The organism is Saccharibacillus qingshengii (assembly GCF_013185195.1).
Classification (GTDB): domain Bacteria; phylum Bacillota; class Bacilli; order Paenibacillales; family Paenibacillaceae; genus Saccharibacillus; species Saccharibacillus qingshengii.
Genome location: NZ_JAAZWC010000006.1, coordinates 41,212 through 65,657 on the forward strand (window position 1 = coordinate 41,212; position 24,446 = coordinate 65,657).

The 24,446-nt window shown below is 58.8% G+C and carries 22 protein-coding genes; 13 read left to right on the top strand and 9 right to left on the bottom strand.

From position 1 onward, the window contains the following. Nucleotides 1-15: 15 nt before the first annotated feature. The 8 genes from HRQ60_RS07110 (at nucleotide 16) to HRQ60_RS07145 (ending at nucleotide 6,884) form a co-directional block, all read left to right on the top strand. Nucleotides 16-327 carry a hypothetical protein gene (locus HRQ60_RS07110; protein ID WP_172194963.1) on the top strand — a complete coding sequence of 104 codons (312 nt, stop codon included), beginning with the start codon at nucleotides 16-18 and terminating at the stop codon, nucleotides 325-327. Between the two features lie 185 nt (nucleotides 328-512). Then, nucleotides 513-986: a MerR family transcriptional regulator gene (locus HRQ60_RS07115; RefSeq protein ID WP_172194964.1), complete on the top strand. Its 474-nt coding sequence runs from the start codon at nucleotides 513-515 to the stop codon at nucleotides 984-986. A gap of 11 nt (nucleotides 987-997) precedes the next feature. Then, nucleotides 998-2,218 carry an MFS transporter gene (locus HRQ60_RS07120; protein ID WP_172195105.1) on the top strand — a complete coding sequence of 407 codons (1,221 nt, stop codon included), beginning with the start codon at nucleotides 998-1,000 and terminating at the stop codon, nucleotides 2,216-2,218. A gap of 68 nt (nucleotides 2,219-2,286) precedes the next feature. Beyond that, the gene (locus tag HRQ60_RS07125) at nucleotides 2,287-2,706 is read left to right on the top strand and encodes a universal stress protein (RefSeq protein ID WP_172194965.1); all 420 of its coding nucleotides are present in this window, start codon (nucleotides 2,287-2,289) and stop codon (nucleotides 2,704-2,706) included. Between the two features lie 150 nt (nucleotides 2,707-2,856). Further along, complete coding sequence (locus tag HRQ60_RS07130; protein WP_172194966.1) at nucleotides 2,857-4,302, top strand: DEAD/DEAH box helicase; 1,446 nt, start codon at nucleotides 2,857-2,859, stop codon at nucleotides 4,300-4,302. Between the two features lie 101 nt (nucleotides 4,303-4,403). Continuing rightward, nucleotides 4,404-5,165: an ABC transporter ATP-binding protein gene (locus tag HRQ60_RS07135; protein ID WP_172194967.1), complete on the top strand. Its 762-nt coding sequence runs from the start codon at nucleotides 4,404-4,406 to the stop codon at nucleotides 5,163-5,165. After that, nucleotides 5,162-6,505 (top strand): ABC transporter permease, encoded by a 1,344-nt coding sequence (locus HRQ60_RS07140; RefSeq protein ID WP_172194968.1) that lies wholly within the window; start codon nucleotides 5,162-5,164, stop codon nucleotides 6,503-6,505. Before HRQ60_RS07135 ends, HRQ60_RS07140 begins: the two co-directional genes overlap by 4 nt. 49 nt (nucleotides 6,506-6,554) lie before the next feature. After that, a complete protein-coding gene (locus tag HRQ60_RS07145; RefSeq protein ID WP_172194969.1) occupies nucleotides 6,555-6,884 on the top strand; it encodes a hypothetical protein in 330 nt (109 codons plus the stop codon). Between the two features lie 81 nt (nucleotides 6,885-6,965). Here HRQ60_RS07145 and HRQ60_RS07150 read toward each other — a convergent pair whose 3' ends face one another. Continuing rightward, nucleotides 6,966-8,276 carry an aminotransferase class I/II-fold pyridoxal phosphate-dependent enzyme gene (locus tag HRQ60_RS07150; protein WP_172194970.1) on the bottom strand — a complete coding sequence of 437 codons (1,311 nt, stop codon included), beginning with the start codon at nucleotides 8,274-8,276 and terminating at the stop codon, nucleotides 6,966-6,968. 399 nt (nucleotides 8,277-8,675) lie between these two features. Between HRQ60_RS07150 and HRQ60_RS07155 the strand changes: the two genes are divergently transcribed. Then, a complete protein-coding gene (locus HRQ60_RS07155) occupies nucleotides 8,676-9,155 on the top strand; it encodes a YfbM family protein (protein WP_172194971.1) in 480 nt (159 codons plus the stop codon). 60 nt (nucleotides 9,156-9,215) lie between these two features. Then, on the top strand, nucleotides 9,216-10,187 hold the full coding sequence (locus tag HRQ60_RS07160; RefSeq protein WP_172194972.1) for an ADP-ribosylglycohydrolase family protein: 972 nt from the start codon (nucleotides 9,216-9,218) through the stop codon (nucleotides 10,185-10,187). Nucleotides 10,188-10,326: 139 nt separating this feature from the next. Here HRQ60_RS07160 and HRQ60_RS07165 read toward each other — a convergent pair whose 3' ends face one another. The 3 genes from HRQ60_RS07165 to HRQ60_RS07175 all read right to left on the bottom strand — a co-directional run bounded on the left by HRQ60_RS07165 (nucleotide 10,327) and on the right by HRQ60_RS07175 (nucleotide 13,911). Beyond that, entirely contained in the window at nucleotides 10,327-11,415 is a 1,089-nt protein-coding gene (locus HRQ60_RS07165; RefSeq protein ID WP_172194973.1) for an undecaprenyldiphospho-muramoylpentapeptide beta-N-acetylglucosaminyltransferase, read from the bottom strand. A 134-nt stretch (nucleotides 11,416-11,549) separates the two neighbouring features. After that, the gene (locus HRQ60_RS07170) at nucleotides 11,550-12,737 is read right to left on the bottom strand and encodes a PQQ-dependent sugar dehydrogenase (protein ID WP_172194974.1); all 1,188 of its coding nucleotides are present in this window, start codon (nucleotides 12,735-12,737) and stop codon (nucleotides 11,550-11,552) included. 88 nt (nucleotides 12,738-12,825) lie between these two features. Next, a complete protein-coding gene (locus HRQ60_RS07175; RefSeq protein ID WP_172194975.1) occupies nucleotides 12,826-13,911 on the bottom strand; it encodes a PQQ-dependent sugar dehydrogenase in 1,086 nt (361 codons plus the stop codon). 270 nt (nucleotides 13,912-14,181) lie between these two features. Here HRQ60_RS07175 and HRQ60_RS07180 point away from each other — a divergent pair, with 270 nt between their 5' ends. Then, nucleotides 14,182-15,048: an MBL fold metallo-hydrolase gene (locus HRQ60_RS07180; protein WP_172194976.1), complete on the top strand. Its 867-nt coding sequence runs from the start codon at nucleotides 14,182-14,184 to the stop codon at nucleotides 15,046-15,048. Nucleotides 15,049-15,189: 141 nt separating this feature from the next. Here the strand turns inward: HRQ60_RS07180 and HRQ60_RS07185 are convergent, their stop codons facing one another. Continuing rightward, nucleotides 15,190-17,580, bottom strand: coding sequence for an outer membrane protein assembly factor BamB family protein (locus HRQ60_RS07185; protein ID WP_172194977.1), 2,391 nt, complete (start codon nucleotides 17,578-17,580; stop codon nucleotides 15,190-15,192). 118 nt (nucleotides 17,581-17,698) lie between these two features. Next, the gene (locus HRQ60_RS07190) at nucleotides 17,699-18,691 is read right to left on the bottom strand and encodes an N-acetylglucosamine kinase (RefSeq protein WP_172194978.1); all 993 of its coding nucleotides are present in this window, start codon (nucleotides 18,689-18,691) and stop codon (nucleotides 17,699-17,701) included. A 271-nt stretch (nucleotides 18,692-18,962) separates the two neighbouring features. Here HRQ60_RS07190 and HRQ60_RS07195 point away from each other — a divergent pair, with 271 nt between their 5' ends. Together HRQ60_RS07195 and HRQ60_RS07200 are read left to right on the top strand one after the other, a co-directional pair. Continuing rightward, entirely contained in the window at nucleotides 18,963-19,646 is a 684-nt protein-coding gene (locus tag HRQ60_RS07195; protein WP_216671506.1) for a MarR family winged helix-turn-helix transcriptional regulator, read from the top strand. Nucleotides 19,647-19,700: 54 nt separating this feature from the next. Further along, nucleotides 19,701-20,486 carry a helix-turn-helix domain-containing protein gene (locus HRQ60_RS07200; RefSeq protein WP_172194979.1) on the top strand — a complete coding sequence of 262 codons (786 nt, stop codon included), beginning with the start codon at nucleotides 19,701-19,703 and terminating at the stop codon, nucleotides 20,484-20,486. A gap of 454 nt (nucleotides 20,487-20,940) precedes the next feature. Here the strand turns inward: HRQ60_RS07200 and HRQ60_RS07205 are convergent, their stop codons facing one another. Genes HRQ60_RS07205 through HRQ60_RS07215 form a run of 3 tightly spaced genes read right to left on the bottom strand, consistent with a single transcriptional unit; the run spans nucleotide 20,941 to nucleotide 24,242 of the window. Then, nucleotides 20,941-21,918 carry a DUF1861 family protein gene (locus tag HRQ60_RS07205; protein WP_172194980.1) on the bottom strand — a complete coding sequence of 326 codons (978 nt, stop codon included), beginning with the start codon at nucleotides 21,916-21,918 and terminating at the stop codon, nucleotides 20,941-20,943. A 9-nt stretch (nucleotides 21,919-21,927) separates the two neighbouring features. Continuing rightward, on the bottom strand, nucleotides 21,928-23,064 hold the full coding sequence (locus HRQ60_RS07210) for a glycosyltransferase (protein WP_172194981.1): 1,137 nt from the start codon (nucleotides 23,062-23,064) through the stop codon (nucleotides 21,928-21,930). Beyond that, nucleotides 23,061-24,242: a glycosyltransferase family 4 protein gene (locus HRQ60_RS07215; protein ID WP_172194982.1), complete on the bottom strand. Its 1,182-nt coding sequence runs from the start codon at nucleotides 24,240-24,242 to the stop codon at nucleotides 23,061-23,063. Before HRQ60_RS07215 ends, HRQ60_RS07210 begins: the two co-directional genes overlap by 4 nt. Between the last annotated feature and the right edge of the window lie 204 nt (nucleotides 24,243-24,446).

Genomic DNA, 24,446 nt, shown 5'->3' on the forward strand with positions numbered 1-24,446 from the left:
GGAGGAGAGAATCCAGTGGCTTGGGTAGCTTCGCAGCCTTATTATCAGGTAGAGCGGGAAGTCAGCGAAGGCGAGCAGAAACGGAGCCGGTCGGACCGTCAGATCGATCTGTATCACGACCGCATTACGACGCACCGCCGGGAGTTTTCCCTGACGCATGTGTTCGATATGTCGTATCGGCGGATCGGCGGGGGAATCGGCATGCTGTATCTGCACACAAGCATCGGCGTGTTCTCTTATACCGTTAATACCGATCCGCGTCCGTTTATCGATCGTTTCAAGTCGATGCCCGGGGGCACCGCACAACCTGGCGAAAAAATAGAATAGAGCAACGAGACCAGCCGGATCCGCGAGTTTTTCGCGGATCCGGCTTTTTTCTTGTCGGAAGCGGAATCCCATAGAAAATATAATCTAACGTTGACGTTAACGTTATTATGTAGTAATATTCATATGTAAATGTTGAAATATTAATGAACGTTCAGAAAAATCATGAAAAGACGGGAGGGTAAAGCATGAGCGATTACAAAATCGACGATGTGGCCCGAGAGACTGGACTGACCAAGCGGACGATCCGTTACTACGAAGAGATCGGCCTGATGCCGGCGCCGCAGCGCAGCGAAGGTGGAACGAGGCGTTACGCGCGCAGCCATATCGAACATCTGCAGCGCGTCATTTCGGCAAGGGATGTACTCGGCTTCTCGCTGCAGGAAATCCAGGAATATATGGCCTACGCGGAAGAGCTGACCGGTCAGCGCGAGCTGTATCCGCAGCTCAGCGAACCGGATCTCCAGCTGTCGAAGCTTCAGGAAATGGACGGAACGCTGGAGCTGCAGCTGCGCAAGCTTGACGAGAAAATCGGCAGGATTCTGCTGTTAAAAGAAGAACTGGAACAGTTTCGCAAGCGGGTACGCGGCGGAATCGCGCGGCTCGAAACGGAACAGGCAAATCGAACGAAAACCGACAACATGGAGGGAACGGAATCATGAAGAATGCATCAATGACCCAATCCGGACAGCGGCCTCCGGAAGGAAAAACGCTGAGGGAAGGCGGATTCCTGTCCCAACCCAAAGCGGTCTGGGCCGTCATGTTCGCCTGCATCATTTCATTTATGGGGATCGGGTTGGTCGATCCGATCCTGCCGGCGATCGCCACGCAGCTGGACGCGTCGCCGAGCCAGGTCTCGCTGCTGTTCACCAGCTACAACTTCGTGACCGGCGTGGCTATGCTCATTACGGGCTTCGTCTCCAGTCGGATCGGGGTCAAAAAAACGCTGCTGAGCGGGATCATCCTGACCGTCGTCTTCTCGGCGCTGGCCGGTTCGTCGGACACGATCGCCCAGATCGTCGGCTTCCGCGGCGGCTGGGGACTCGGCAACGCGCTGTTTATCGCGACCGCGCTGTCCGCTATCGTCGGTTTGTCGACTTCCGGTACGGCCAAAGCGATCATTCTGTATGAAGCGGCACTGGGTCTTGGTATCGCGGTCGGACCGCTGCTGGGCGGGGAACTCGGCTCGATTTCTTGGAGAGGACCGTTCTTCGGCGTCAGCGTGCTGATGGCTCTGGCTTTCGTGGCCGTCACCGTGCTGCTGCCGAAGATCCCGAAACCGAAAACGACGAGCAAGCTGTCCGATCCGTTCAAAGCGCTGGCTTATCCTTCGCTGATGACGCTCGGGATCGTCGCTTTCCTGTACAACTTCGGCTTCTTCACCCTGATGGCTTATTCGCCTTACGTGATGGGACTGGACGAACACGGACTCGGCTATGTTTTCTTCGGCTGGGGACTGCTGCTTGCGATCACATCCGTGTTTGTCGCCCCCCGTATTCAGGCCCGTTTCGGCACGGTCCGCTCGATGGCCGTCATGCTGACGCTGTTCGCGGTCGATCTGCTCGCCATGGCGATCGGTACGGTCATGGGCAGTCCGACCACCGTGATCGTCTGCGTCATCGTGGCCGGTGCGTTTCTGGGGATCAATAACACGCTGATTACGACGGCCGTTATGGAATCCGCTCCGGTCGAACGTTCGACCGCTTCGGCGGCTTACAGCTTCGTCCGCTTTATGGGCGGTGCGGTGTCGCCGTTCCTGGCCGGCAAGCTGGCGGAATGGTTCAGCGCGGAAATGCCGTTCTACTTCGGTGCGGTCATGGTCGTGATCGGCGTGTTCGCCCTGCTGCTCAGACGCCGCCATCTGTCGCATATCGACGAAGCGATCAGCCATTGATAGCGGAGTGAACCGGATGCGGTCAAGCAGCTCCGGTTCCAGTCCCCCATAGAAAGGAAGAGGAACTCATGAAACATATTCTGGTAGCGATAGACGGTTCGCCGGGTGCGGATCGGGCTTTGGAAGAAGCGATCCGGCTGGCTTCCGCATTGAAGGACGCTCCGGCGATTACGGTGCTGCACGTCGACCAGGCGCTCTCGATGAACGAGCCCGCGATCGGCTTCGATCCCGAAGCACGGATCGAGGCCGAAGGCCTGGTGCAGCTGCGTCCGGCGGAAGCGCTGCTCGCGGATTCCGGGCTGAATTATCAAACGGCCGTGCGCCGCGGGGACCCGGCGCGCGAGATTTGCGAGTTTGCCCGCCGCGAAGGCTGCGACCTGATTGCGGTAGGCACGCGCGGCCACGGCCCTGCCGCCGAACTGCTGCTCGGCAGCGTCAGCCACAAAGTCGTCCAGCATGCTCCCTGCCCGGTGCTCACGATCCGCTGATCCTTACGATCCGGCAAGCGTTCTCCTCTTCATCATGAAGCGGGAGGACGCTTTTTTGCGTATCCGCCTTTTGGATTTTCATTTGGGATTTGCGGAGATTCCCCCTATAATGGAGAAAGGACATGACTGAACATAAAGGTGGAACAAGTAATGACAAAAGAAATCGAACAATTTGCGCAGCTCGGCATCGGCGAAGCGCTGACGGCTGCGCTGCTTGAATACGGGATCGAAACGCCAAGCCCGATTCAGGCGGAAGCGATTCCGCCTATTCTCGAAGGGCGGGACGTATTGGCCCAATCCCAGACGGGAACAGGCAAGACGCTCTGTTATCTGCTGCCGCTGCTGGAGCGGATCGACCCGGAGAAGAAAGAAACCCAGGTGCTGGTGATTGCGCCGACCCAGGAACTTGCGATGCAGATCGTACGCGAAGGGGAGAAGTACGGAGCGGCTCTCGGGATCGGCACGATCGGTCTGATCGGCGGCGCTTCGGCGGCCCGGCAGATCGAGAAGCTGCGCCAGCGGCCCCATCTGGCCGTCGGCACGCCGGGACGACTGCGGGAGCTGCTGTCGACGCGCAAGCTGAAGCTGCACGAAGTGCGTACGATCGTGCTGGATGAAGCCGACCAAATCTTCCAGATGGGAGGCGCGGACGATGTGCGTTCCCTGCTCAAGGGAGCCCTGCGCGACCGTCAGCTGGTCTTCCTGTCGGCCACGCTCGGACCCGATGTCCGCGGCTTGGCCCAACGCGAAATGCGCGATCCCGTGGATGTCGGAATCGAACCCGAACAGAAACTCGTCAAGTTGACGCAGCATCTGTATTTCGAATGCCAGCAGCGGGACCGGATCGATACGCTGCGCCGCGTCGTCCGACATTACAACCCGGAGCGGGCGATCGTATTCGTCAATCAGGCCGATACGATTGCCGAAGTGGAAGCGAAACTGAATCACCTCGGCCTCGAAGCACGGACGCTCTACGGAGATTCGGACAAAGTGACACGGGCGACCGTACTGTCGCAGTTCCGTTCCGGCAAGTTCCGTCTGCTCGTCGCAACCGACGTAGCGGCGCGGGGGCTGGATATTCCGGGTCTTGAACTGGTCGTGCATCTCGATCCGGCCACCGACTCGGAGCATTACGTTCACCGCGCGGGACGGACAGGCCGGATGGGACGCAAAGGTCTGTCGGTCTCGATCGTGACCGATCGCCAGGCGTTCATCATGCGCAGATTCTCGCGCGAGCTGGGAACCGAGATTCAAGAGCGCGCCATGTACGACGGCGTCGTTCTCGATCCGGCGGAAGCCGACGAGCGCCGCTCGCGGCGGACGTCGAAAAGTCCTTCCGCGGGCCGCAGCGACAGCGCGAAAGCTCCGGCGAAGCCGGCTGCGCGCAGCGGCGCGGCTCCTTCGGCCCGTTCGGCCGAAACGCTTCTTGAAGGAGCGGAGCGTCAAGGCGCGGACGTAGGTCCGGCCGCGGTTCGGCCGAAACCTGCCGCCAAGCCTGCGGGACGCGGTCCCAAAGGCGGCAAGAAGCAGCCGAACAAAGACAAAGGCGCGCCGAAATGGCTGAAGGAAAAAAGGTCCCCGCAGGACCCTTCCTGATCCCGATCGATTCGCCCGCCAAGCTGCCGGATCTTCGGCGGCAGAAGCGCGGCCTGCTGCACCGGTACGTGCCGCATCAGACATAGAAGAGGTGAAACGCAATGAGTGAACAAGCCGCCCTGCAGGTAGCAAGGCTGACCGGCGGATACAGTATCAACAAGCCGGTTCTGCACGGGGTCGATTTTGAAGTCGGAACAGGCGAGATGGTCGGCCTGATCGGACTGAACGGAGCAGGCAAAAGCACGACGATGAAGCATATTCTCGGGCTGATGTCGCCCAAGGAAGGCGAGGTTCGGATCGGCGGCGCCCTGCTAAAAGACGATCCCGACCGCTACCGTGCTTCCCTTGCTTTTGTACCGGAGTCTCCGGTGCTGTACGAAGAATTGACGGTGCGCGAGCATCTGGAATTTACGGCAAGAGCCTACGGCGTCGACAACGCGGTATTTGAAGAACGCGCGGAGCGTCTGCTGAAGCTCTTCTATATGAAAGACAAAGAACACAGCTTGTCTTCGCATCTGTCCAAAGGCATGAAGCAGAAGGTCATGATTATGTGCGCCTTCATCGCGCGTCCGCCGCTGTACGTGATCGACGAACCGTTTCTCGGTCTCGATCCGCTCGGTATTCGCGATCTGCTGGACTACATGGTCGAAGTCAACCGCGAAGGCGCTTCGATCCTGCTCAGCTCGCATATTTTGTCGACGATCGAGAACTACTGCGACCGCTTCGTCATTCTGCACAAAGGACGGATTATCGTGCAGGGCACGCTGGAAGATATCCGCACCGCATCGAATATGCCGGGCGCTTCGCTCGAGAATATGTTCGATCGGCTCGTCCGGGCAGAGGGCGCCGGGGGCATTCAATGAGCGGGCCTCAGGAGTCCAAGCGCGGCGGGGAGGCACCCGTAGGCGCGAGGTTCGCTTCGCCGCCCGCTTCGGGCGGTCTTCCCTGGCCGGCCGGAACGATCGCGCCGATGACGACGGAAGGCATGCAGGCGCTGCGGGGCAAACGCCGCTCGGTGTTCCTCGGCCGCATTGTGCCGTATACCCCGTACATAATCCAGAGCGGTCTGGCCGTCACGGTCATGCTGCTGCTGATCCTGTTCTCGGCTTGGTATACGTCCCTGCTGCAGAATATGCCGGCGGATCTGCCGATCCGCTGGATCCTGCCGGCGATGCTCTTTCCGCTGACGGCGTGGAGCAGTTTCCGTACCTATCTGCAGCCGGCGGATACCGTGTTTCTGCTGCCGCTGGAAACGAAGATGCGCGCGTATTTCGCCCCCGCCTGGCGCGGAGGGGTGGTCTACAAGCTGCTGCTCGTCTGGTTGGTGCTGCTGGTCGCCTGGCCGGTCTACATCCGGGTACATCCCGGAGACCATGCCAACTTGTGGGCAAGCCTTACCCTGCTGCTCGGCTTGAAACTGCTGCTGGCCTATGGGGCCTGGCAGGAACATCGTTTCGTCTCCGCAAGGCTGGCCGACGGATTCATGCTGCTGCGCTGGATTCTGGCCGCAGGGGCCGTCGTCGCCTGGTTCCAGCTGCCGCTGCCTTACGCTGCGCCGGCGATACTGGTCGGCGCCGCTGTCTACGTACTGGTTCTGCGTTTCCCGGCCAAGCACCGCGTACCGTGGGAACGGCTGATCGCGGTCGAACGGGCTCAGGTCGGCCGCTCGATGCGCATGCTCGGCTGGTTCGTGGATGTGCCGACGGAAGATCCGCGCGTATACCGGCGGCGTTGGCTGTCGGGCTTCGGCCGGAAGATTCCGTGGAAGCAGGAAGAAGCTTACCGCTTCCTGTTGACCCAGTCGTTTATCCGCAGCGATCTGCTGGGCATGGTGGCGCGCCTGGTTATCGTCGGTTTCGTTCTGCTGCTGCTGGCCCGCGTATCGTGGTTGGGTATTGCTCTGCTGCTGCTGCTGCTGTTCATGATCGGCACGCAGCTGAACGGACTGCGCCGGACCCACGCCGATTCGCTCTGGTTGGCGCTGTATCCGATTCCGGAAGATTCGCGCCGCCGCGCCGGTCTGCGTCTGATGCTTCGCGTGCTGCTGGTCTCCGCTTTTTGCATGTGGCTGCCATTCCTGCTCACGCTTGCGTCCGATCCGCTGCTGGCTCTCGGCGCACTGGCCGCAGGTCTCGTACTGGCCTGGCTGATGCAGGGCTCCGCGCAGCGGAAATGGCGCAAGCTGGAAAGTGAAGACGATTGATCCCAAGTATCCGTCAAGTCTATCCCTTTTGAATCGGAGAGTGATCCCCGTGAAGCGGTTGAAACAGAAAACACTTCTGTCGACGATGTTATGCGGATTTCTAGTTCTGCCTGCGGCGTGCGGTTCTGCTGCAGAGCCGGGCTCTTCTTCACCGGTGCTTCCCCTGGACGAGATCCGAGAGGAAGCAGCCAAGAAAGCGCCCGATTGGGATACGTTCAACGAGTACACGCATACGGATATCGGCTCGGGCTTATATCTGTGGGAGTACGAAGTTGAAGGAGGGCGGAAATTGAGGATGGGCGGAGCTGATTTGAATGCCGCTCCGACCCAGGTTCAATTGATCGATGCCGAAGGCGAAACGACGGATCTGCTGAAATAAGCTTTGTATCTATCAAAAAAAGACCAACCTGCCCAAGTTTCCGGTAGGTTGGTCTTTTTATATGGGGATTCAGTAACGGCTCTACTCCGCTGCCTGATCTGTCAGTTCCGCTGCACCTTTGTACACCAGATCGAACAGATCTTCCAGATTCTCTTCGGCGATGCAGGAGAATGCGATACGCAGGTCGGTCTCGCCCAGGGCGATCGTGCCGACGCCGTATTCGTGCAGCAGGCGCTGGCGCAGCGCTTCCGCTTCGATACCCGGATTCAACTTCAGGCACATGAAGTAACCGGAATTGAACGGATAATAGGTCCAAAAGCCTTCGTATTTGCCGCTGTCGAGCAGGGCTTTGACCTTGTTGGCGCGGCCTTTCATAATCAGGAACTTCTCGTGCTTCTGCTCTTCGAACTCCGGCGATTTGAGCGCGTCCAGCACGAAAGTCTGCGACGGATGGGGACCGCTGGAAATCGTGGCGCGAATGATGCCCATCGTTTTCTGCTCCAGGCCCGCCAGGACATCGGCTTGATCCGAAGCAAACGTGATGAAGCCCACGCGGAAGCCCCAGACGAATTCTTCTTTGGTTGCGCCGTCGATCTTGATCGGCAGGATGCGCGGATGCACGCCGGCCAGCTTGCCGAACAGCGACTCGTGCAGCGAGTCTTCGAAGAACAGACCGAAATAGGCGTCGTCGCTGACGACCACCAGATTGATGCCGGCTTCCGCCGCTTCAATCAGCGCGGATATAATTTCTTCGCCTTCCGCTACGCTTGGCGTATAGCCTGTCGGGTTGTTCGGGAAGTTGAGCGGTACGATCGCTTTGCCCGCTTCTTTCTGCGCGAGCAGGGCTTTGCGGAACGCTTCGGTATTGAATCTCATGTCCGCGGTGAACAGCTCATAGTTAACGATCTTCGCGCCGCGGCGGATACCGAAGGTCAGCTCGTAGTTTTCCCAGTTTTTGTCCGGATAGACGACCGCATCGCCCGGATCGGCGAACAGATCGGCTACGATGCTGAGGCCGTGTGTCAGCGCATTGGTCGTGATCGGATTGCCGAACGCTTTGCCTTCCAGCGAAGGGTTCTCGCGGATCATTTTCTCGCGCCAGACGGCGCGCAGTTCCGGCTTGCCCGCAGGAGGCGCATAACCGTACAGATCTTTCGGGCTGTACGCCGAAAGTTTATCCTGGATCACGTTCAGGTGCATCGGTCCGCCATTCTCGGTTGCGATCCCGATCGTAGCGTTATATTTCTTGGCGTGCGTGGTCGCTTCGGCGGATTGGCTCAAGATGCCTTCTTTCGGGAAATAGATTTCCCGGCCAAGTGCCGACAGCATGTCGTAGACATGCGCATTTGCGGTTTTGATCTTGTCATTCCATTGTTCAGCCATTGGGTTCATTGCGAGTCGTCATCCTTCCAAACTGAATTGCGTCAATTATAGCATTCTCCCCTCGAACCGTCACGGGAAAAGCAAGGATTTTTCAGCTTTTCCCGCCTGCTTGCCCGCTTTGTGAACGGAAAAGTCGAAAGATGTCCCCGGCCTGCGCACGATCAAAATTCCCGGATGTTCGGGTGTCCTTGTCAAGTTTTTGTGCGGAACGGGAAGGGTCATGGATTGTCGGGTTGTGGGTACACGTTGAAGAAGCATTCCCTCGTCTTCCCACAGAGCAGTGTCCCATCGAGCGTCTTCCGAGGGTGGACAACGGTTCAATCGTACGGAAAAATGTGTACAATGGAAAATGAAGGCCAAGCAGCGCATGCTGACGTATTCTTTTTTAATCCGAGGAGGAATTTGGTTATGGGCATGATCGGTTATCTGAAACGCGTAACGGAACAGGCGCTGTCTTCCCTGATTCACGGGGGCCAGGACCTGTACGCGTACATTCACGGAGAACAAGGCGAAGAGCTGGATCTCGACAAAGCCTGGCAGGGTCTGCATTATCTGCTGTGCGGAGACCCTTACGGCGGAGAAGGTCCGCTGTTTGATGCCATAATGGGCGGTAAACCGCTTAATCCGGAAGAGGAGAGCGAAATCATCGTGCGCTATCTGACACCGGATGAAGTGCGCAACGTAGCGTCGGCGCTGGAGAGCGTGGGACCTGCGGAGCTGGCCAAAGGATTCGAGCCAGACGATATGAACGAAGCGGGCGTATATCCGTCTCCCGATTGGAACGAGGAAGGCGAACTGGATTATCTGCTGGGCTATTACGAGCCAATGCGCGAACATTATCGGGCGGCGGCCGCGGCGGGCGAAGGCATGCTGCTCTACGTTTCGTAAGCCGCGTCAGCAGGAATAAGGAAGACCGGAAGCCAGAGATCCGGCAAGGAGGAACGGACGATGCAAGATAAGCTCCATACGGCGAACGGACCGCAATCCCGGCTGAACGGCGCTCTGCTCGGACTTACCGCCGCGGACGCGCTGGGCGTGCCGGTAGAGTTCCGTCCGCGAACGTATCTGGATGCCAATCCGGTTACGGACATGTTCGGCTACGGCACGTACAACCAGCCTCCGGGCACCTGGTCGGACGACAGTACCATGATGTGGTGCACGGTGGAGAGTCTGGCGCTGCAAAAAGAGTGCGATACCGAAGACATGGCCGGACGCTTCGTGCGCTGGCTGACATCCGGTTATATGACCCCGCACGGGGAGCTGTTCGATATCGGCAATGCGACGCGCGAAGCGCTGGAACGCTACCGGACGGAAGCGGTCTGGGCGAGATTCGCCGGTCTTGAGCGGGAAAGCTCCAACGGCAACGGATCGCTGATGCGCATCCTCCCGATGGCTTTTTACGTGCGGGGAATGGAAGCGGCCGAGCGCGAACGGCTGGTGGCCGAAGTCTCGTCGATCACCCACCGGCATCCCCGCTCTATTCTGGCCTGCCAGATCTATGTGGAGATCGCCCTGCGGCTGCTGGACGGCCGCTCGGCCGGGCAGGCCTGCCTCGAAGCGGCTGCGGCCGTTCGGGAGCGCCATGCGGACCATCCCGAATTGGAAACGTTCGAACGGGTATGGAACGGGAGTCTGGCGGCATTGAAGCGCGAAGACATCCGTTCCAGCGGTTATGTGGTCGATACGCTCGAAGCGGCGCTGTGGTGTCTGCTGACGACAAGCAGCTACCGCGAAGCGGCGCTTAAGGCGGTCAATCTCGGCGAAGACACCGATACGACAGGAGCCGTCGTCGGCGGGCTGGCAGGGATCTTGTACGGCGAAGCCGGTATTCCGGCCGAGTGGATCTCGCAGCTGGCGAAGCTGAATGAGCTGCGGGCGCTTGGCGGACGGTTCTCGTCCATGCTTGCGGAACGGGAGTAAAGCCAGGCCAGGAGATAAGCGTCACGAAAAAGGAATGGGAAAAAGAGCGGGATCGCTGAAGCGGTCCCGCTCTTTTAGTCGTCGGCGTATATCGAGCATTTGTATGCCGCTAGGTCATACCCATTCCGGCATCCAAAGCTCAACCTGCCGCATCCTTGATTCGCCGCAGCAGCAGATCCAGCGGATCGCCGGCTTCGGCTTGGCTCATCCGGGCGCTGTACGGCTTGCGCTCACGGTGCAGCAGATCCAGCTTGGCGAGGAAAGCTTCGTCGCTCCACGAGTCTTCGTCCAGGCGTTCGGCATAACCCGCGCGAACGAACGAATCCGCATTCAGCAGTTGGTCGCCGCGGCTCTGCTTGCGGCCAAGCGGGCAGAGCAGCATCGGCTTGCCCAGCGACAGGAACTCGAAGATCGCGTTCGAGCCGGCACGGCTGAATACGAGATCGGCCGCCGCCAGCACATCCGGCAGCGGTTCGTTCACGTATTCGAACTGGCGGTAGCCCGCTCGGCCTTCAAGCTGAGGATCCAGGCCTCCCCGCCCGCACAGATGCACCACGTCGAAACGCCGCACAAGTTCGTCCAGGTTGCGCCGCAGGTTGCCGTTCAGCGCGCGGGAGCCGAGGCTGCCTCCGGCGGCCAGCAGCACGGGCTTGACTCCGTCAAAGCCCAGAAATTCGAGTCCGCGCGCCGCTTGTCCGTTCTTCAGTTCGGGCCGGACCACCGAGCCGATCTGCACGGCTTTGCCGGACTTGACCGAAGCGGCCGTCTCGGGGAACGTCGTGCAGAGCGCCGAAGCGAACGGCAGAGCCAACTTGTTGGCGAGGCCCGGCGAATAATCCGATTCGTGGATCAGGGCGGGCACGCGGTTCATCCAGGCGCCGAGCACGACCGGCACGGACACGAATCCGCCTTTGGAGAAGACGACTTTCGGCTTCAGGCGGCGGATCAGGCGCCGGGATTGCCCGACGCCTTTGAGGATGCGCAGCGGATCGGTGAAATTTCGCAGCGAGAAATAGCGGCGCAGCTTGCCGGTGGCGATCGCATGATACGAAACGCCGGGCAGTCCTTCGATCAGTTCTTTTTCGATGCCGGTCTCCGATCCGATATAGTCGATCGTCCAACCCTGCCCCCGGAGCACAGGAATAAGGGCGAGATTGACCGAGACATGCCCGGCCGATCCGCCCCCTGTCAGAACGATGCGTTTATTTGAATTGGAATGGGAAGTCATTGCGTTAGATTCTCCTTTGCTTCGGGTGATTCCGTCTTGCGCAAGCTTCATTATGCGCAAGCTCTATTGTACGTTTCACCGAAGCAAAAGCCAAGGCGCGTTCCTGGAACCGCCCAATCGACAGATCCCGGCTTTTATTTCAAAATGAGCAGCCGGTCGTCGTCCGCACCCGGCGACCCGCCCGATGTATTGTTCGTCAGCACGTAGATTTTCCCGCCATGCAGGGCTACGTCCCTGATCCGTCCTTCGCCGGTCAGCACGTCGGTCATCGTGCGCGTCTTAGGATCGAACAGCTTCAGGCTCTGGCCTGCCAGCGTGGCGACAAGCACTTTGTTGTCCGGCGCGGCCGCGATGCCGGAAGGGGCGATCGCCCGGTCGCCGGCTACATATACAGGCGCGGTCAGGCCGGGAGCGGTCTCGGTTCCCTGAACCTTCGGCCAACCGTAATTGGCTCCGCGCTTGATCACGTTAATTTCGTCGAGTCCGGTAAGATCGGTGCCTCCGCCCGGAATCGGTGCGCCGCTTGGACCATGGTCGGAAGCGTACAGGGTGCCGTCCGGCGTCCAGGCGAGGCCCTGGGAATTGCGCAGTCCGTACGCGTAGACGTACGAGTTCTTGAACGGATTGTCCGCGGGCACTTTGCCGCTGGTCGTCATGCGCAGCACTTTGCCTCCGGGACTTGAGAGGTCCTGGGACAATTCGCGCCGGTTCGTGTCGCCGGCCGTGCTGTATAGCATGCCGTCCGGACCGATCGCCAAGCGTCCTCCTTCATGGATACGGCCCCCCGGAATGCCGCTCAGCAGTTCTTTTTGCTCGCGCCAGACGCCATTTACGAGTTTGACCTTGACGATCCGGTTCAGCGCTTCGCCTTTTTCTTCATAGGCATGATAGATATAGGCGTACTTGTTCTTCGAGAATTTCGGATCGAGCACGAACCCGGTCAGCCCCGCTTCGCCGACGACCCGAAGCTTTTTCTTGGTCCGGACTTCCTGCACGGTCTGTTTGCCGTTTTTCACTTCGACAATGCCGCCGCCGCGTTGGGTGATGTACACGGTCTCACCGGCAAACTGGATCGACCAAGGGACTTTCAGTTTGGATGCCGCCACCTCGTACCCGCCTTTGAGCGAGTCGACCGGGGAAACGCCGGCCGGACTTGCCGCCGCGCCGACAGCAGCCGTTTTGACAGGGGCGGCCGCAGCCGCCTGAATCGACGAGCCGGCTGTCTGCTCGGTCTCGCGCTGGTCGGCTGCATACACGGAGATCGGCACGGCAAGCAGCAGGGCCGCCGTCAGCGTTTTGGTTTTCGTATTCAGTATGGACACGAAGAATCCCTCCTTCTTTCTTTTCCATTTTTACCCGGAAAGAGCAGGATCAATCGGAATCGAAGCTTAAGCTCCGTTTTTTTATAGCCTATTGCAAAATAAGCAGTTTATCATCATCGCCCTGCGGAGATCCGCGGCCGTCGGTATTGTTCGTAAGAATATAGATTTTCCCTTCATGAATCGCTGCGTCGCGGATGCGGCCTCCGCCGCTCCAGACTTCGCGCATTTCTCCGGTGGCGGGGTCGAACTCCGTCAAGCTCTCGCCCCGGAGGTTGGCGACCAGCAGCGTACCGTCCAGCGTGGCCGCAATGCCCGAAGGCGCGAGCGCGTCTTCGCCCGTGTGGTACAGCGGAGGGGTCAGGCCGTCTCCCGTCTCGCCGCCTATGACGTCTGGCCAGCCGTAATTGGCACCGGGCTTGATCTCGTTCATTTCGTCATGGCCGCCGGGGCTGCCGCTGGGTCCGTGTTCGGACGCGTACATCGTTCCGTCTTCCAGCCAGTCGATGCCCTGCGAGTTGCGGTGGCCGTACGAATAAACGTAAGACCCTTCGATCGGATTGTCGCTTGGCACTTCGCCTTCGGGCGTCATGCGCAGGATCTTGCCCGCCACGCTTTCGGTATCCTGCGCGGAGCTGTCGTCCTGCGCGTCGCCGGTCGTCACATAGAGCATCCCGTCCGGACCAAACGCGATCCGTCCGCCGTCATGGACGCGTGCGCCCGGAATATCGTCGAGCACCGTCGCCGTCTCGGTCCAGCTTTCCCCGGAAGGTTCTTCCTCGATCCGGATGACGCGATTACGCATTTCGTCGCCTTTGCCGTACGTGTGGTAGACATAGGCCGCGCGCGAATCCGCGAAGTCCGGCGCCAAGGCCAAGCCGAGCAGTCCGCCTTCGCCTTCTTCAAGCACGCCGGGATTCAGGGCGACCGGCTGCAGCGTTTGTCGACCGTCGGCCAGCTTGACGATCGAACCGCCGCGCAGGGTGAGATAGACGGTGTCTCCATCAAACTGGATTTCCCACGGGGTATCGAGATTATCGGCGAGGACCTGCAGCGCCTGTGCGGGCTTTTCCTCGGCGGGAAGCAATCCGGGAGGTGCGCCGGTTTGTCCCGAGCAGGCCGCGATCGGCAGCATCAGCAGCAGAGCGGCGGCTTTTCTGTTCCATGAGAGAGGCATAGCTTCCTCCTTTTTCAGTTTGCGCTTCGGAGGCTGGGCCTCCGGGCATTCCGTTTTTTGGGGTGTGATTCCGCTTACGGGACCTTACCCGTACGGAGCGGAATCCAAATCGCCTTCGGCTCTCCCGAACGCGCGGAACCCGATATTTTTGTGGGGCGGACCGTTTGGAGGAAGACCCGGAAAATGGTAAAATGAAGCGTGGCGTATACCAAACGGGGTCTGGTTAGGGAACGCCTTCATCAGTCAATTCGTAGGTTGGGGGTTAAAAAGATGTCCGAATTTGAACGGATCAGTGAACATATTTATGTGATGCACGCCGAACGCGAAACGGATCGTCCGCTGCTCGCGGCCGTGGCCGGAAGCAGCCGTACGCTGCTGATCGACGGCGGCAATTCTTCGGCGCATGCGGCGGCTTTTCGCGAGTATCTGGAACGAGAAGGCGTGCGCAAGCCGGATGTGATGGTGCTGACGCATCATCACTGGGATCACTCTTTCGGCGTGGCCGAATGGAGCCTTCCGGCGATCGCGCAGCGGCAGACGGCCGATATTCTGCGCGGTTTCGCGGGGCTTGAGTGGAACGAGGAGACGCTGTCGCGGCTGATCGCGGAAGGCGTCGTCAGCGAACAGACCCGAAACGATATGCGGGCCGAATACGGCAGCGATCTGGGCCTGATTCGGGTCGAAGAGCCCAATATCGTATTCGAACGTTTCATCGATGTGCATCTGGGCGACTTGACCTGCGAGATCCGCTATGTCGGCGGCGATCATTCGGCGGATTCATGCGTCGTCTATGTCAAAGAAGAAGGGACGCTGTTCCTCGGCGATGCGCTTGCTCCTTCCGTGTACGGCGGTCCGATGAAATACACGACAGGCAAATTCCTGGCGCTGCTCGACACGGTCTTTGCCTACGGGGCGGACGTGCTGGTCGAATCCCACGGCCGTCCGGTCTCCCGCGAAGATTTCTACAACGATGTGCGGCGGTATGAGCTGCTGGCACGCCAGGTGCTTCGCCACGGCCGCGACCGGGAAGCGGTTCTGCGCGATCTGCGCGCCGATCTGGGGATGGCCGCGGAAGAAGAGCTGCCGGAAGATTTGACGGAAGCGGCCGGTTATTTCATGAACGGACTGGTCAAATAAGCGGGCTTGCGGGCACGAATTCAAAAAAAGGCTTTACCCAGGGCGGACAGCGCCGGGTAAAGCCTTTTTGGTGCGGGCACGATCGGACAGGCCGTATACCCGAAGGAGTCGAGGTTCACAGGCAGTTCCGCGGTTTCCGGTTCAATAAGGTTCGGCCGGATACCATGCGGCCGCTTCCGCTTCCCGGTCGGCCGGAGTTACGCCTTCGATACCGGATCCGTCCGCCAAAGCTTGATCCAGCAGACGGATCAACTTCTCCGTATCCAGTACCGAGAAAGAACGCGAAGCCGAGCCGACGTAAAGTTTGCCGTTGTGCTCGTTCAGCAGCGAATCGCGGACCAAGGAGCCGTGCATTTCGGGATAGCCGAAACGGAATCCGTCGATCCGCCCGAGCAGGCGTCCGGTTTTTTTGTGAAAAGGCAACAGGTCCGTATCGTACGGCAGCAGCAGGTAATCGCCGAGCACGGTGAAGTGTCCCGCGCCGTACGTGAAGTTCAGGTTGGGATCCATCCCGTTGGTTCGCACCTGCCAGATCGTGCGTCCGTCTTCCAGCGACAGCGCCGCCGGAATTCCGTTCACGACGGCATACAGCGTGCCGCTGTCGATGCGGCCATGCTCGATTCTGTCGGGGAGGCTCCAGAGTACCGTTCCGTCCGAAGCATCCAGCAGCACCGTTTCGAAACTGCGGGCTTCGGTCCGACTGTTTCCGGCATCGGGATTCGCGCGGACCGCCAGCAGACGATTGCTGCCGAGGTCTTCGAACGATCCGCTTGCCAGCTCATCGGGCATGGCGTAACGGGCGAGCGTTCGGCCGTTTTCCAGGTCGATTTTGCGCCAGCCTTCGCCGTCGAATTTGATCCAGCGCGTACCGTCCGGTTCGGCAAACGGGTGCACGGCCGCCGGATCGTACGCTCGCGATTCGCCTACATCGATTATGCCCGATTCGGCCGAGGCGCTCCAGAGCGTCCGGCCGTCGGCCGGATCGAGTGCTCTGAGCGTTTTTTCCTGCGCCAGCAGCACATAGGGATCGCCGGAACCTTCGTTGAGCACGTCGAACGGTTCGCGGACCTGCTGCTTCCATCTTTGTTGGCCGGATTTCTCGTCCAGTGCGATCAAAGCGCCGGTATCTCGATTCGAAGCCGCTTCGCCCGACAGAATAACCGCGTCTCCCGCCTTATAAGACCGGGGTGCCGATAGACCCGGCCAGGCATACGTCCACAGGGTCTGTCCGTCTGCGGCGCGTATATGCGTATAGATGCCGGGGGCGGCTTCCGGCGAAGTCGGATCCGACCCGGTGCTGTTCAGCGTCAGCGTTCCGTCGTCCGAACCGGACACTCCGGGAACGGTCTCTTTGCCGAAGTCTTTTTTCCACAGTAGGCTTCCGTCACGGCGGTCCAGCGCATACAGGAGGGAACTGTAATGAAACCCGCTGAATCCGCCGTCGTCGCCGAGCACCAGCAGCACATTGTCGTTCACGGAGTCCAAATAGGCATAATCCGTATCTATCTTCGTCCGCCATTCAATCTCCGGTTTCAGCGACGGCAGCAGGGGCAGCGCTTTGTACAAAGTGTCGAACTCTCCTTCCTGCAGCCACCAAGGCCGCAGAAGCTGCTGGTCATAGCGGGTCAGCGGCAGAATCCAGTTCGCGCCGATCAGCTTGTTATCCTCCTCCGACAGACGGACGAGAAAATGGGCGTCTTGGCGTTCGTACCGCCATTCGCTGCCGCCGTTCCGCCATCGGTATTTTCCGTCCGTCCCCATGTCTTCGGGTGGCAGCATGCGTGCGTCCGTTACCGATACCGGTTCGCCGAGCAGTCGGCGCACTTCCCGTTCCGGCATGCCGGCGTGCAGCAGTCCGTCCAGCGCGGCGCGCACCGTATTCAGCGGCAGGCCGGAATCCGGCGCCAGCAGTCCTTGCTCAAGCGGTTCGACGTTCGACGCGTCGTTCGCCCTGATCCACAGCAGCATCGCGTGCGAACCGGGCCTGCTGCCGGACCTGCCGGTATCCGGCGAGACGCCGTACCAATCGCTGAAGCGCAGTGCCGAAACCAGCGGATCGCCGTCGTAGACCCAGGACTCTTCGCTGCCGGGAGACAGGTACAGCTTGGCGCCGGCCGAGGGCGTCAGCCGCAAGGCCGGTGTGTATTCGACCTTCGCGGCATCGCCGCTTGTGTACCAGGCCGGAAGCCAGCCGCTTCCGCTGCCGAGCTTGGCATGCAGCCAGCCGCCTTCATGGGCGAACAGCTTCAGGCTGCCGCCTGCGGCCGGGTAATGGTCGGCGGCGAGCGAGCGCCAGCCGGCTGCGGCTGCAGGCCTCGAACGCAGCAGCGGGGCCGCGGCCCGAAGTTCGGCCCTGCCGATCACGGCCGGGTATTGGGCAGGCTGGCTAACGTGGTCCGAAGCGGCCGGGGCGGTCTGGACCGCCGGTGCGCCGAGAGCGGTTCCGGGCAGGGGAAGGGCCGACAGCAGTACGGCGGACAAGGCATATAGGGCAAAGCGGCGGGCTTGGCCGCCGATCGAAAAAGTGTGCATCCGTTTACCTCCGCGTTTCTCGATATGGGCAGTCCGCCGAACCTGCACGGACTGCTTAATAGACCCCACGGCAGGAAAAAGAGTTGCATTTCCTGCCGCCGGATCCCGAAGCGGAACGTTACAAACGGGCGTGGGGGCTGTTCTCCAGCGCTTCCGCCATACTCTCGCCGAACGACAGACCGAGTGCTTCGTAAGCGGTCAGAACGGAACCCGCCGCCGGGGTCAGCCGGGGTTCCAGGTATTCGAACCGGCGGCCGGGCTGCGCGCAGATCAATCCCCGGATGCCGGCACGCATATAATCGCTGCCCGCCACGCTGCCGGTCAGCGACAGCGGGATATCGGGGCCGTCGAAGAAGGCGGCCAGCAGATCCGCGCCTACGCCGATCTGCCGCAGCGCGTCGTCGCAGACGCGGATGGCGATCGGGGAACCCTCCGCCGCTTCGCGCGTCACGACGGGAGCAAACAGACCGAACAGCCGATCCCGGCGGCCTTGCTCCAGACCGAAGCTTCGGCTCGCCGATTCGGTCAGTTCGCGCAGATTGGATGCGCGGAAGAAGCGCAGCATATCGCGCACCAGCGCGCTGTCGCCGGGACTTTCCCTGCCGGCGAGCACATCGTAGACGGCCTGGTAACCGAGGAATCGGGCTCCGCTTGCCGCGTAGTGGCCGAAGTCGTAATTGCGCAGCCATTGTCCGCTTTCCGTATGGGCAAGCAGAATCGAACCCGTGCCCGAAGCGACCAGAATGCCGGGACGTCCGGCGAGTGCGCCTCGGTGCGCGATGAAGGCGTCGTTGACAACGCGGCTCGAACAGTTCAGACCGAATCCGGCCACGAGCTTCTCGGCCCAGGTCCGGTCCGCTTCGTCGTCCAGTCCGGCGATGCCGGCAACAAGAAAGACGACATCTTCCGGCCGGCTGCCGGCCTGCTCGAGCGCTTCCTGCATTTGGGTCTGCAGCGGGGCGGTATCGGTCCGCTGTTTCGGCAGCAGATCCGTTTCGGTCTTGACGTAGGCAAGGATCTGGCCCGCGAGATCGGCGATCATGATCCGGATATTCGTGCCGCCCATATCGATGCCCGCGACGACGGAATCCGCAGTGATTTTTTCCAGCATGAAAAGCCTCCTTATGGCAGTGGGTGTACAGGTCCCGAATCGATTACTCGCATTGTAACCGTTCGCGGCGGGTTTCATCAAACCTTCATCGCGAAGACGCCGGAGTTCCGGTGACGCGGCGGATTTTTTGGCCTACAATGGGAAAGTGCGCGGATCGGCGGAAAAGGGGCCGAATTCCGTGCGCGGCGATTGCGTGGGAAGACCTCCTTTCTGGTATAATGGGAATGAATGTTTGGCCGCTGACGGCATCTTGCGATAGGAGGTCTGTACCGTGAAAGAAGTTCTTCGCGAAATCGAAGCGATCGCCCGCTGTTCCGAAGCGATCAGCAGTATCGAATTCAAGCATTTGAAGCTGTCGCGCGGACTGCATCTGTACCTGACATTCGTCTGCGAGAATCCGGGAGAGCCTGCCGGAACGGTCGCGGACCGGCTCAAGGTCAAGCGCGCCGCCGCCGCAAGGTCGCTGGAGAAGCTGGAGAACGAAGGGCTGATCAAGCTTCGGGAAGCGTCCGACCTGCGCAAGGATAAACGGGTCTATCCGACGGAATCGGGCAAATCGGCTTATTTGTTTATCCGGGAAGAAGGCGAATACGCGGATGGTTCTTCCCTGAGAGGGCTGTCTGAGGAAGAAACCGCACAACTGCTCGATATGCTGTACCGCGTGCGACTCAATGTTGAGAAAGACTGGCGTTTCGTCCAAAAAGGCGGCCGCCGTCCCTATATTCACGATTATTACAACCGTCTGATCGCCGGCGCGTCCGAACCGGGCATCGACGAGGCCGGCAGTCCTGTGGGCGAGGCGGACGTTCCCGGCCCGAATCCGAAACACCGTGATCGCCCGGATGACCGCGACCGCGAGGCCGCCGGCGAAGTCCGGCTGTGGAGCTATGAAGAAACGAAGGAACAAGCCAGGCTGCAAGCCCGAATCGACGAAGCCGCCGGGGAAGCCGAATGATCGCGCCGGGCGGCAAAAACCATTACTTTGACCTGAAGAAAGGAGCGGGTACCGTTGCTGAACGTGCCGCCATCCTCTTTTATCCTGACGCCCTACGTCGCGAAGATCGCGTGCGAACCGGGCTGGAAATGGCAAAAACGCGAGCAGCCGCTCCAGAATTACGATCTGTTCTATGTCTGGAGCGGAGAAGGGCGGCTGCTGCTGAACGACGAACCGCACGAGATCGGCAAAGGGAGCTGTTTCCTGTTCCGGCCGGGCGACCATACGAGCGCTACGCACAATCCGCAGAAACCGCTTGTGCTGACGTATATCCATTTTAATATTGAAGGAGACACTCTCGATATTCCGCGTGCCTACCGCGTGCTGGACGAGACGGTCGATTTCGAATATTTGCTGTCCCGCTACGTTCGCCTGCTGCTCAGCGGTTCGTATGGAGCCGAAGAAGAAGCGAAACTGCTGCTCAAGCAGATGATGATCCAACTGCTGCGCGGCGACCGCGAAGAACCGTCCGAGCGGCGCGGCAGCAACCATTTGTACGAAGTGGTGCACGAAGCGGCCAACTACGTCCGTCAGCATCCGAGCCTTGCCCACCGGGTCGAGGATCTGGCCGCGCGCGCAGGATTGTCGCCGAGATATTTCTCCGCCAAGTTCAAAGAGCTGGTCGGAGCCTCGGTGCAGTCGTATATCATCCGGATGCGGATCGAGCGCGCGCAGCATCTGCTCGGGCACGCCGGCATGAATGTGACGGAAGTGGCGGAAGCGCTCGGTTACCGGGATATCTTTTTTTTCAGCCGACAATTCAAGCAGTACACCGGCAAAAGTCCGTCCGAGATCCGTTAAGCGGCAGGAGAGGCGGAGCCTATTTATTTGGACCGATGTGTTTAAAGGCTGGCCCGATCGGGTAATGACCCGTTAGCTTTTATTCCCGAGACGCCAGAGCGCCGGGATCAGAAAGGAGGAGCCAGCATGATGATCAAACGTCGGATTCGCTGCGGCGCGGGGCGTACTGGGGGCAGTGCCATTTTCCGCAACCGTCTGCGTCGGTTCAAAGCCGCCGAACAAAGCGAACTTTGGTTCTAAGCGACGTTCCTGAATTTCCAATCGCCTATAATGAACAATGAATATAGATGCAGAAGATGAACGCGAAGAACCCCAAATACGGGAAGCCTACATACGGGAATTATGCAAAAAGAAGACGGCCACAAGGCCGTCTTCTTTTTGTGTCCATGCCGAATTAAGATTGCCGAAAGATCCGCAGCTTGAGCTGTAGGGAGAAAGAGGTTTCCTGTTCAAGTTACACGGAAGAAATTGGTACGACCACAGGCAGCTTCTCGTATTCGAGAAAAGGGTCGGGAATATCGATCCGGTAAGCTTCGGTATCGCTCGCTCCGACATACAGTAAGGCGCGGCCCTGTTCTTCCCGGGTCAGTCCGCCGCTGAAGATCACATCGACCAGGTCCGGACGTTTGGCCGGTCCGGGCGGGAAATCGCTGCGGACCGCGATAATCTTGAGCTCCGTTTTTTCCAAGGTCCAGGGGTTCAAAGCGAATGCCATAGCATGGTAATGCAGTCGACCGTCTTCGTCTCTTTGCGAGATGTGGCCGAGTACGCCCAGAATGCCGTTGGCCAGCATATGGATCTCGTTGGCACCGCCCCATTCTTCTTTGACAAACTGGTCCCGAAACAAATGCGCATACAGAAAAATGGTTTCGGACAATTCCTCGAACGATTTGATTACATTGAAGCCGATAACGGCAATATGTCCTTCCACGCCAAAAGGTCTCGAAAAGAATCCCACGCTGCCGTCCGTGAGTTCCGTCAGCCGGATGTCTTTCATATTCCAGGGCCCCGATTTGATATGTGTCAATTCGTGCAGCGTAGATCCGGAATACAGCACGGTTTTCCAGCCTTCGATTTTTGGCTCCGGTTCTTCCGAGAACTGCAGCTGTACGCCGCCCAAGATCCATTCGTTGTTGATTTTCGTTATAAAAGGGTCCTGCAGACGGAAGCGAGGCAGATCCGGATCGCACAACCAAGGTCCGTCTTTGCCTTGTTTCGCTTTGAAAAAAACGATTTCCGAATCTTCCGATTCCCGTTCTTCCACGCGGCCGGCGATATACCATTGGCCTTCGTTCCAAAAAGGAGCGGTAATGTTGTAAACGTCTTTGTCGCCTACGCCTTCAAACTGGAGACGGCTTCCTTGAATTTTGGCAGGGCGGTAGTTCCGAAGCAGTTCTTCGCAGGTCTGGGGTGTCCACTCGGTTTTCATCATCTGCTGGGCTCAGCCTTCCTTGGGTACGGAATTTCGGGCGAATTGTCGAACAGACGGCATGACGGACAGGACCGTACAGTAGGAAATAATATTCTCGGAACCCTGGTTTAAATTCAGCCCTTGGGCATGGATGCCATCGTAGCAGGCCCCGGTTTGGGCGTCGATCAGCGGCTCGCGCAGCGAATTGCCACCGTGGAACCATTCGCAGCAGCGTAAGGCGCGTTCGTAGTAAGCCGGTTCTTCGAACAAGACATGAGCTTCTAGGCAGGCGAGCATCGTTTCACAGGCTTCGATCGGTTGTTCGTCATAAAGGGCGGGCGATCCGCCTTTTGTATACCAGCCGCCGCTGCCGATCGGCTTGAAATAACCTTCCGATGCGAAAGTGCTGTCGATCAGAAAGTCCAGACTTTCTTTGGCGATCACAGCGTCTTCCCCGCGCCCCGGCAGACGAGAAGCTTTGAGCATCGCCCAGGGAATCATGGCATTCCCATAGGTCAGCGAATTTTCGTACCAGTGCCAATCGTCTGTGCGGTAAATTCGATAATTTTCCCGCAGGCGTTCCGCCATTGCGTTTGTAAGCGCTTCGATCCGTTCGCGGGGCAGAAAGTCCGGATCGGAAGGCTCGGCATCCGGATAGGGAAAGGCATAGACCAGGCAATCGGGCGCTTCGAGTATCGAAGTCAAGCCGATCAGCGCATAAGCCATCGCTCTCGGCGAACGAAGCCGTTCAAGGACCGGTAGAGCCTGATTTACCATATATTTGCAGGTGTTACGCAGATTATCCGGCAGCGTACTTTCCGCAATCGCGCAGCCGAGTGCCCAGATGCAGCGCCCCTGACAATCGTCGGACCCTATCTTTTCCGCGAATGCCCGATCGTAATTCATGAAGTTGCGGAAACTTCCGTCCGGGTTCTGCGCATCGTACAGAAAGGACAAATACGTATGGGACAGAGTCAGACTTTCTTCATCTTTGCGCTGCGTATAAGCCAAAGCGGCCGCGATAAGCGCTCTTGCGTTGTCATCCGACGTGTATCCTTTGGAACGGTCGGGAACGCCGAATTTGGTATGCTGGAAGATGCCGGTATCGTCCGTCAAACGGCGCAAATAAGAGAAGGAAAGAGCAATATCCTTCGAAGTGCCGTTCAAACGGCACTTCCTTTGGCCGAACAGGTACGCAGCAGCGAAGCGTATTCCCCCGCGATTTGGTTCCAGTGCATGCTGCTGCCGAGCAGCAGCGTCCTGCGTTCCATTTCCGCCTTAAGTTCCGGTTGATCAAGCACCTTTAGAATCTGCTGTTCCAGCGAAGCGGAATCGCGGAATTCGGCCAGAAGTCCTCTTCCTTCCGCCAGCATTTCCTGCGCATAGCGGTAAGGGGTCGAGATCACGACTCTTCCGTAGCCGATTCCGAAAGCAAGCGTTCCGCTTACGGCTTGATCTTTGCCGAGGTAAGGAGTCAGGTAAATATCCGACATAACCAGGGACTGAACGACTTCTTCCTGCGACAAATGCTTGTCTACGAACCGGACATTATCGCCCAGTTCCAATTCCGCTACACGTTTCTCAAGGCTTTCTCGGTAACTTTCCCCTTCACTGCTCTTGATGCTTGGATGCGTGCGTCCCCAGATTATATACAGGGCTTCGGGATGGAACTTCACTACGCCGCTCATCGCTTCGATCACGTATTCGATCCCTTTGCCCGGACTCAAAAACCCGAAAGTGGACAAAACCTGACGCTGCGCATAACCGAAACGCTCTTTTAATTCTTCACGGCTCTGCGTACGTACGGTAGGCACGCCATGGTGGTGCATCTCGATCTTACCGGGCGAAATGTCGTAAACGTCGGTCAGATCCGGGATTTTGTTGCGGGCCATCGTCACGACCTTGAAGCTGAGCGCAGCCAATTCTTTCATAATCCGGCGCTGTTCCGAAGAGGGAGAAGCGAGTACCGTATGAAAAATGACGATGAACGGAATACGCAGCGCTGCGGCAAAGTCGAGAATATAGCGTCCGTTCTCGCCGCCGTAAATCCCGAATTCGTGCTGAATAACGACGACGTCGGTATTCGTCTGATTCAATCGGGATGCTGCATCAATATAATGGCCGCGTTTATTCTGACTGATTTTCCTCACGACTTCTTTTCCGTAAGCATACGATCTGCCGTCTTCCAACGCTATAATGGTAGGAGGGGCGAAGTCTGGAAAAGTGCCGAGTTGAGTCATCATGTCATGGGAGAAGACGGCCAAACCGCACTGCCGGGGCAGACTCGTGCCTACGAACACAACTTTTAACCCGGAAGCGTCAAGAGTGGGAGTTGATTTTTTCATAATAAATGCTCCTTTTTCATATTTTTTACATAAGAGAAAATAAAAAAAGAAATAAAGTGCTCTTTATTTCGTCGAAGTGGATATATGGAGGAATAAGAGGGTCCGGTCAGAAGAAAAAGGGTCAAAAAGTGGAAAAAACACTATTTCGGCCTGTGTATATTAGCTTAAAGGTAACACTTGGAAAGCTTTGTGTAAAGCAATAGA

What these genes read in the sequence shown, in the direction of transcription:
- HRQ60_RS07165 (WP_172194973.1), bottom strand. Translation starts at nt 11,415, where the DNA reads ATGACTTCCCATTCCAATTCAAATAAACGCATCGTTCTGACAGGGGGC.
- HRQ60_RS07150 (WP_172194970.1), bottom strand. Translation starts at nt 8,276, where the DNA reads ATGAACCCAATGGCTGAACAATGGAATGACAAGATCAAAACCGCAAAT.
- HRQ60_RS07115 (WP_172194964.1), top strand. Translation starts at nt 513, where the DNA reads ATGAGCGATTACAAAATCGACGATGTGGCCCGAGAGACTGGACTGACC.
- HRQ60_RS07175 (WP_172194975.1), bottom strand. Translation starts at nt 13,911, where the DNA reads ATGCCTCTCTCATGGAACAGAAAAGCCGCCGCTCTGCTGCTGATGCTG.
- HRQ60_RS07140 (WP_172194968.1), top strand. Translation starts at nt 5,162, where the DNA reads ATGAGCGGGCCTCAGGAGTCCAAGCGCGGCGGGGAGGCACCCGTAGGC.
- HRQ60_RS07160 (WP_172194972.1), top strand. Translation starts at nt 9,216, where the DNA reads ATGCAAGATAAGCTCCATACGGCGAACGGACCGCAATCCCGGCTGAAC.
- HRQ60_RS07205 (WP_172194980.1), bottom strand. Translation starts at nt 21,918, where the DNA reads ATGATGAAAACCGAGTGGACACCCCAGACCTGCGAAGAACTGCTTCGG.
- HRQ60_RS07120 (WP_172195105.1), top strand. Translation starts at nt 998, where the DNA reads ATGACCCAATCCGGACAGCGGCCTCCGGAAGGAAAAACGCTGAGGGAA.
- HRQ60_RS07130 (WP_172194966.1), top strand. Translation starts at nt 2,857, where the DNA reads ATGACAAAAGAAATCGAACAATTTGCGCAGCTCGGCATCGGCGAAGCG.
- HRQ60_RS07215 (WP_172194982.1), bottom strand. Translation starts at nt 24,242, where the DNA reads ATGAAAAAATCAACTCCCACTCTTGACGCTTCCGGGTTAAAAGTTGTG.
- HRQ60_RS07190 (WP_172194978.1), bottom strand. Translation starts at nt 18,691, where the DNA reads ATGCTGGAAAAAATCACTGCGGATTCCGTCGTCGCGGGCATCGATATG.
- HRQ60_RS07185 (WP_172194977.1), bottom strand. Translation starts at nt 17,580, where the DNA reads ATGCACACTTTTTCGATCGGCGGCCAAGCCCGCCGCTTTGCCCTATAT.
- HRQ60_RS07155 (WP_172194971.1), top strand. Translation starts at nt 8,676, where the DNA reads ATGGGCATGATCGGTTATCTGAAACGCGTAACGGAACAGGCGCTGTCT.
- HRQ60_RS07125 (WP_172194965.1), top strand. Translation starts at nt 2,287, where the DNA reads ATGAAACATATTCTGGTAGCGATAGACGGTTCGCCGGGTGCGGATCGG.
- HRQ60_RS07180 (WP_172194976.1), top strand. Translation starts at nt 14,182, where the DNA reads ATGTCCGAATTTGAACGGATCAGTGAACATATTTATGTGATGCACGCC.
- HRQ60_RS07135 (WP_172194967.1), top strand. Translation starts at nt 4,404, where the DNA reads ATGAGTGAACAAGCCGCCCTGCAGGTAGCAAGGCTGACCGGCGGATAC.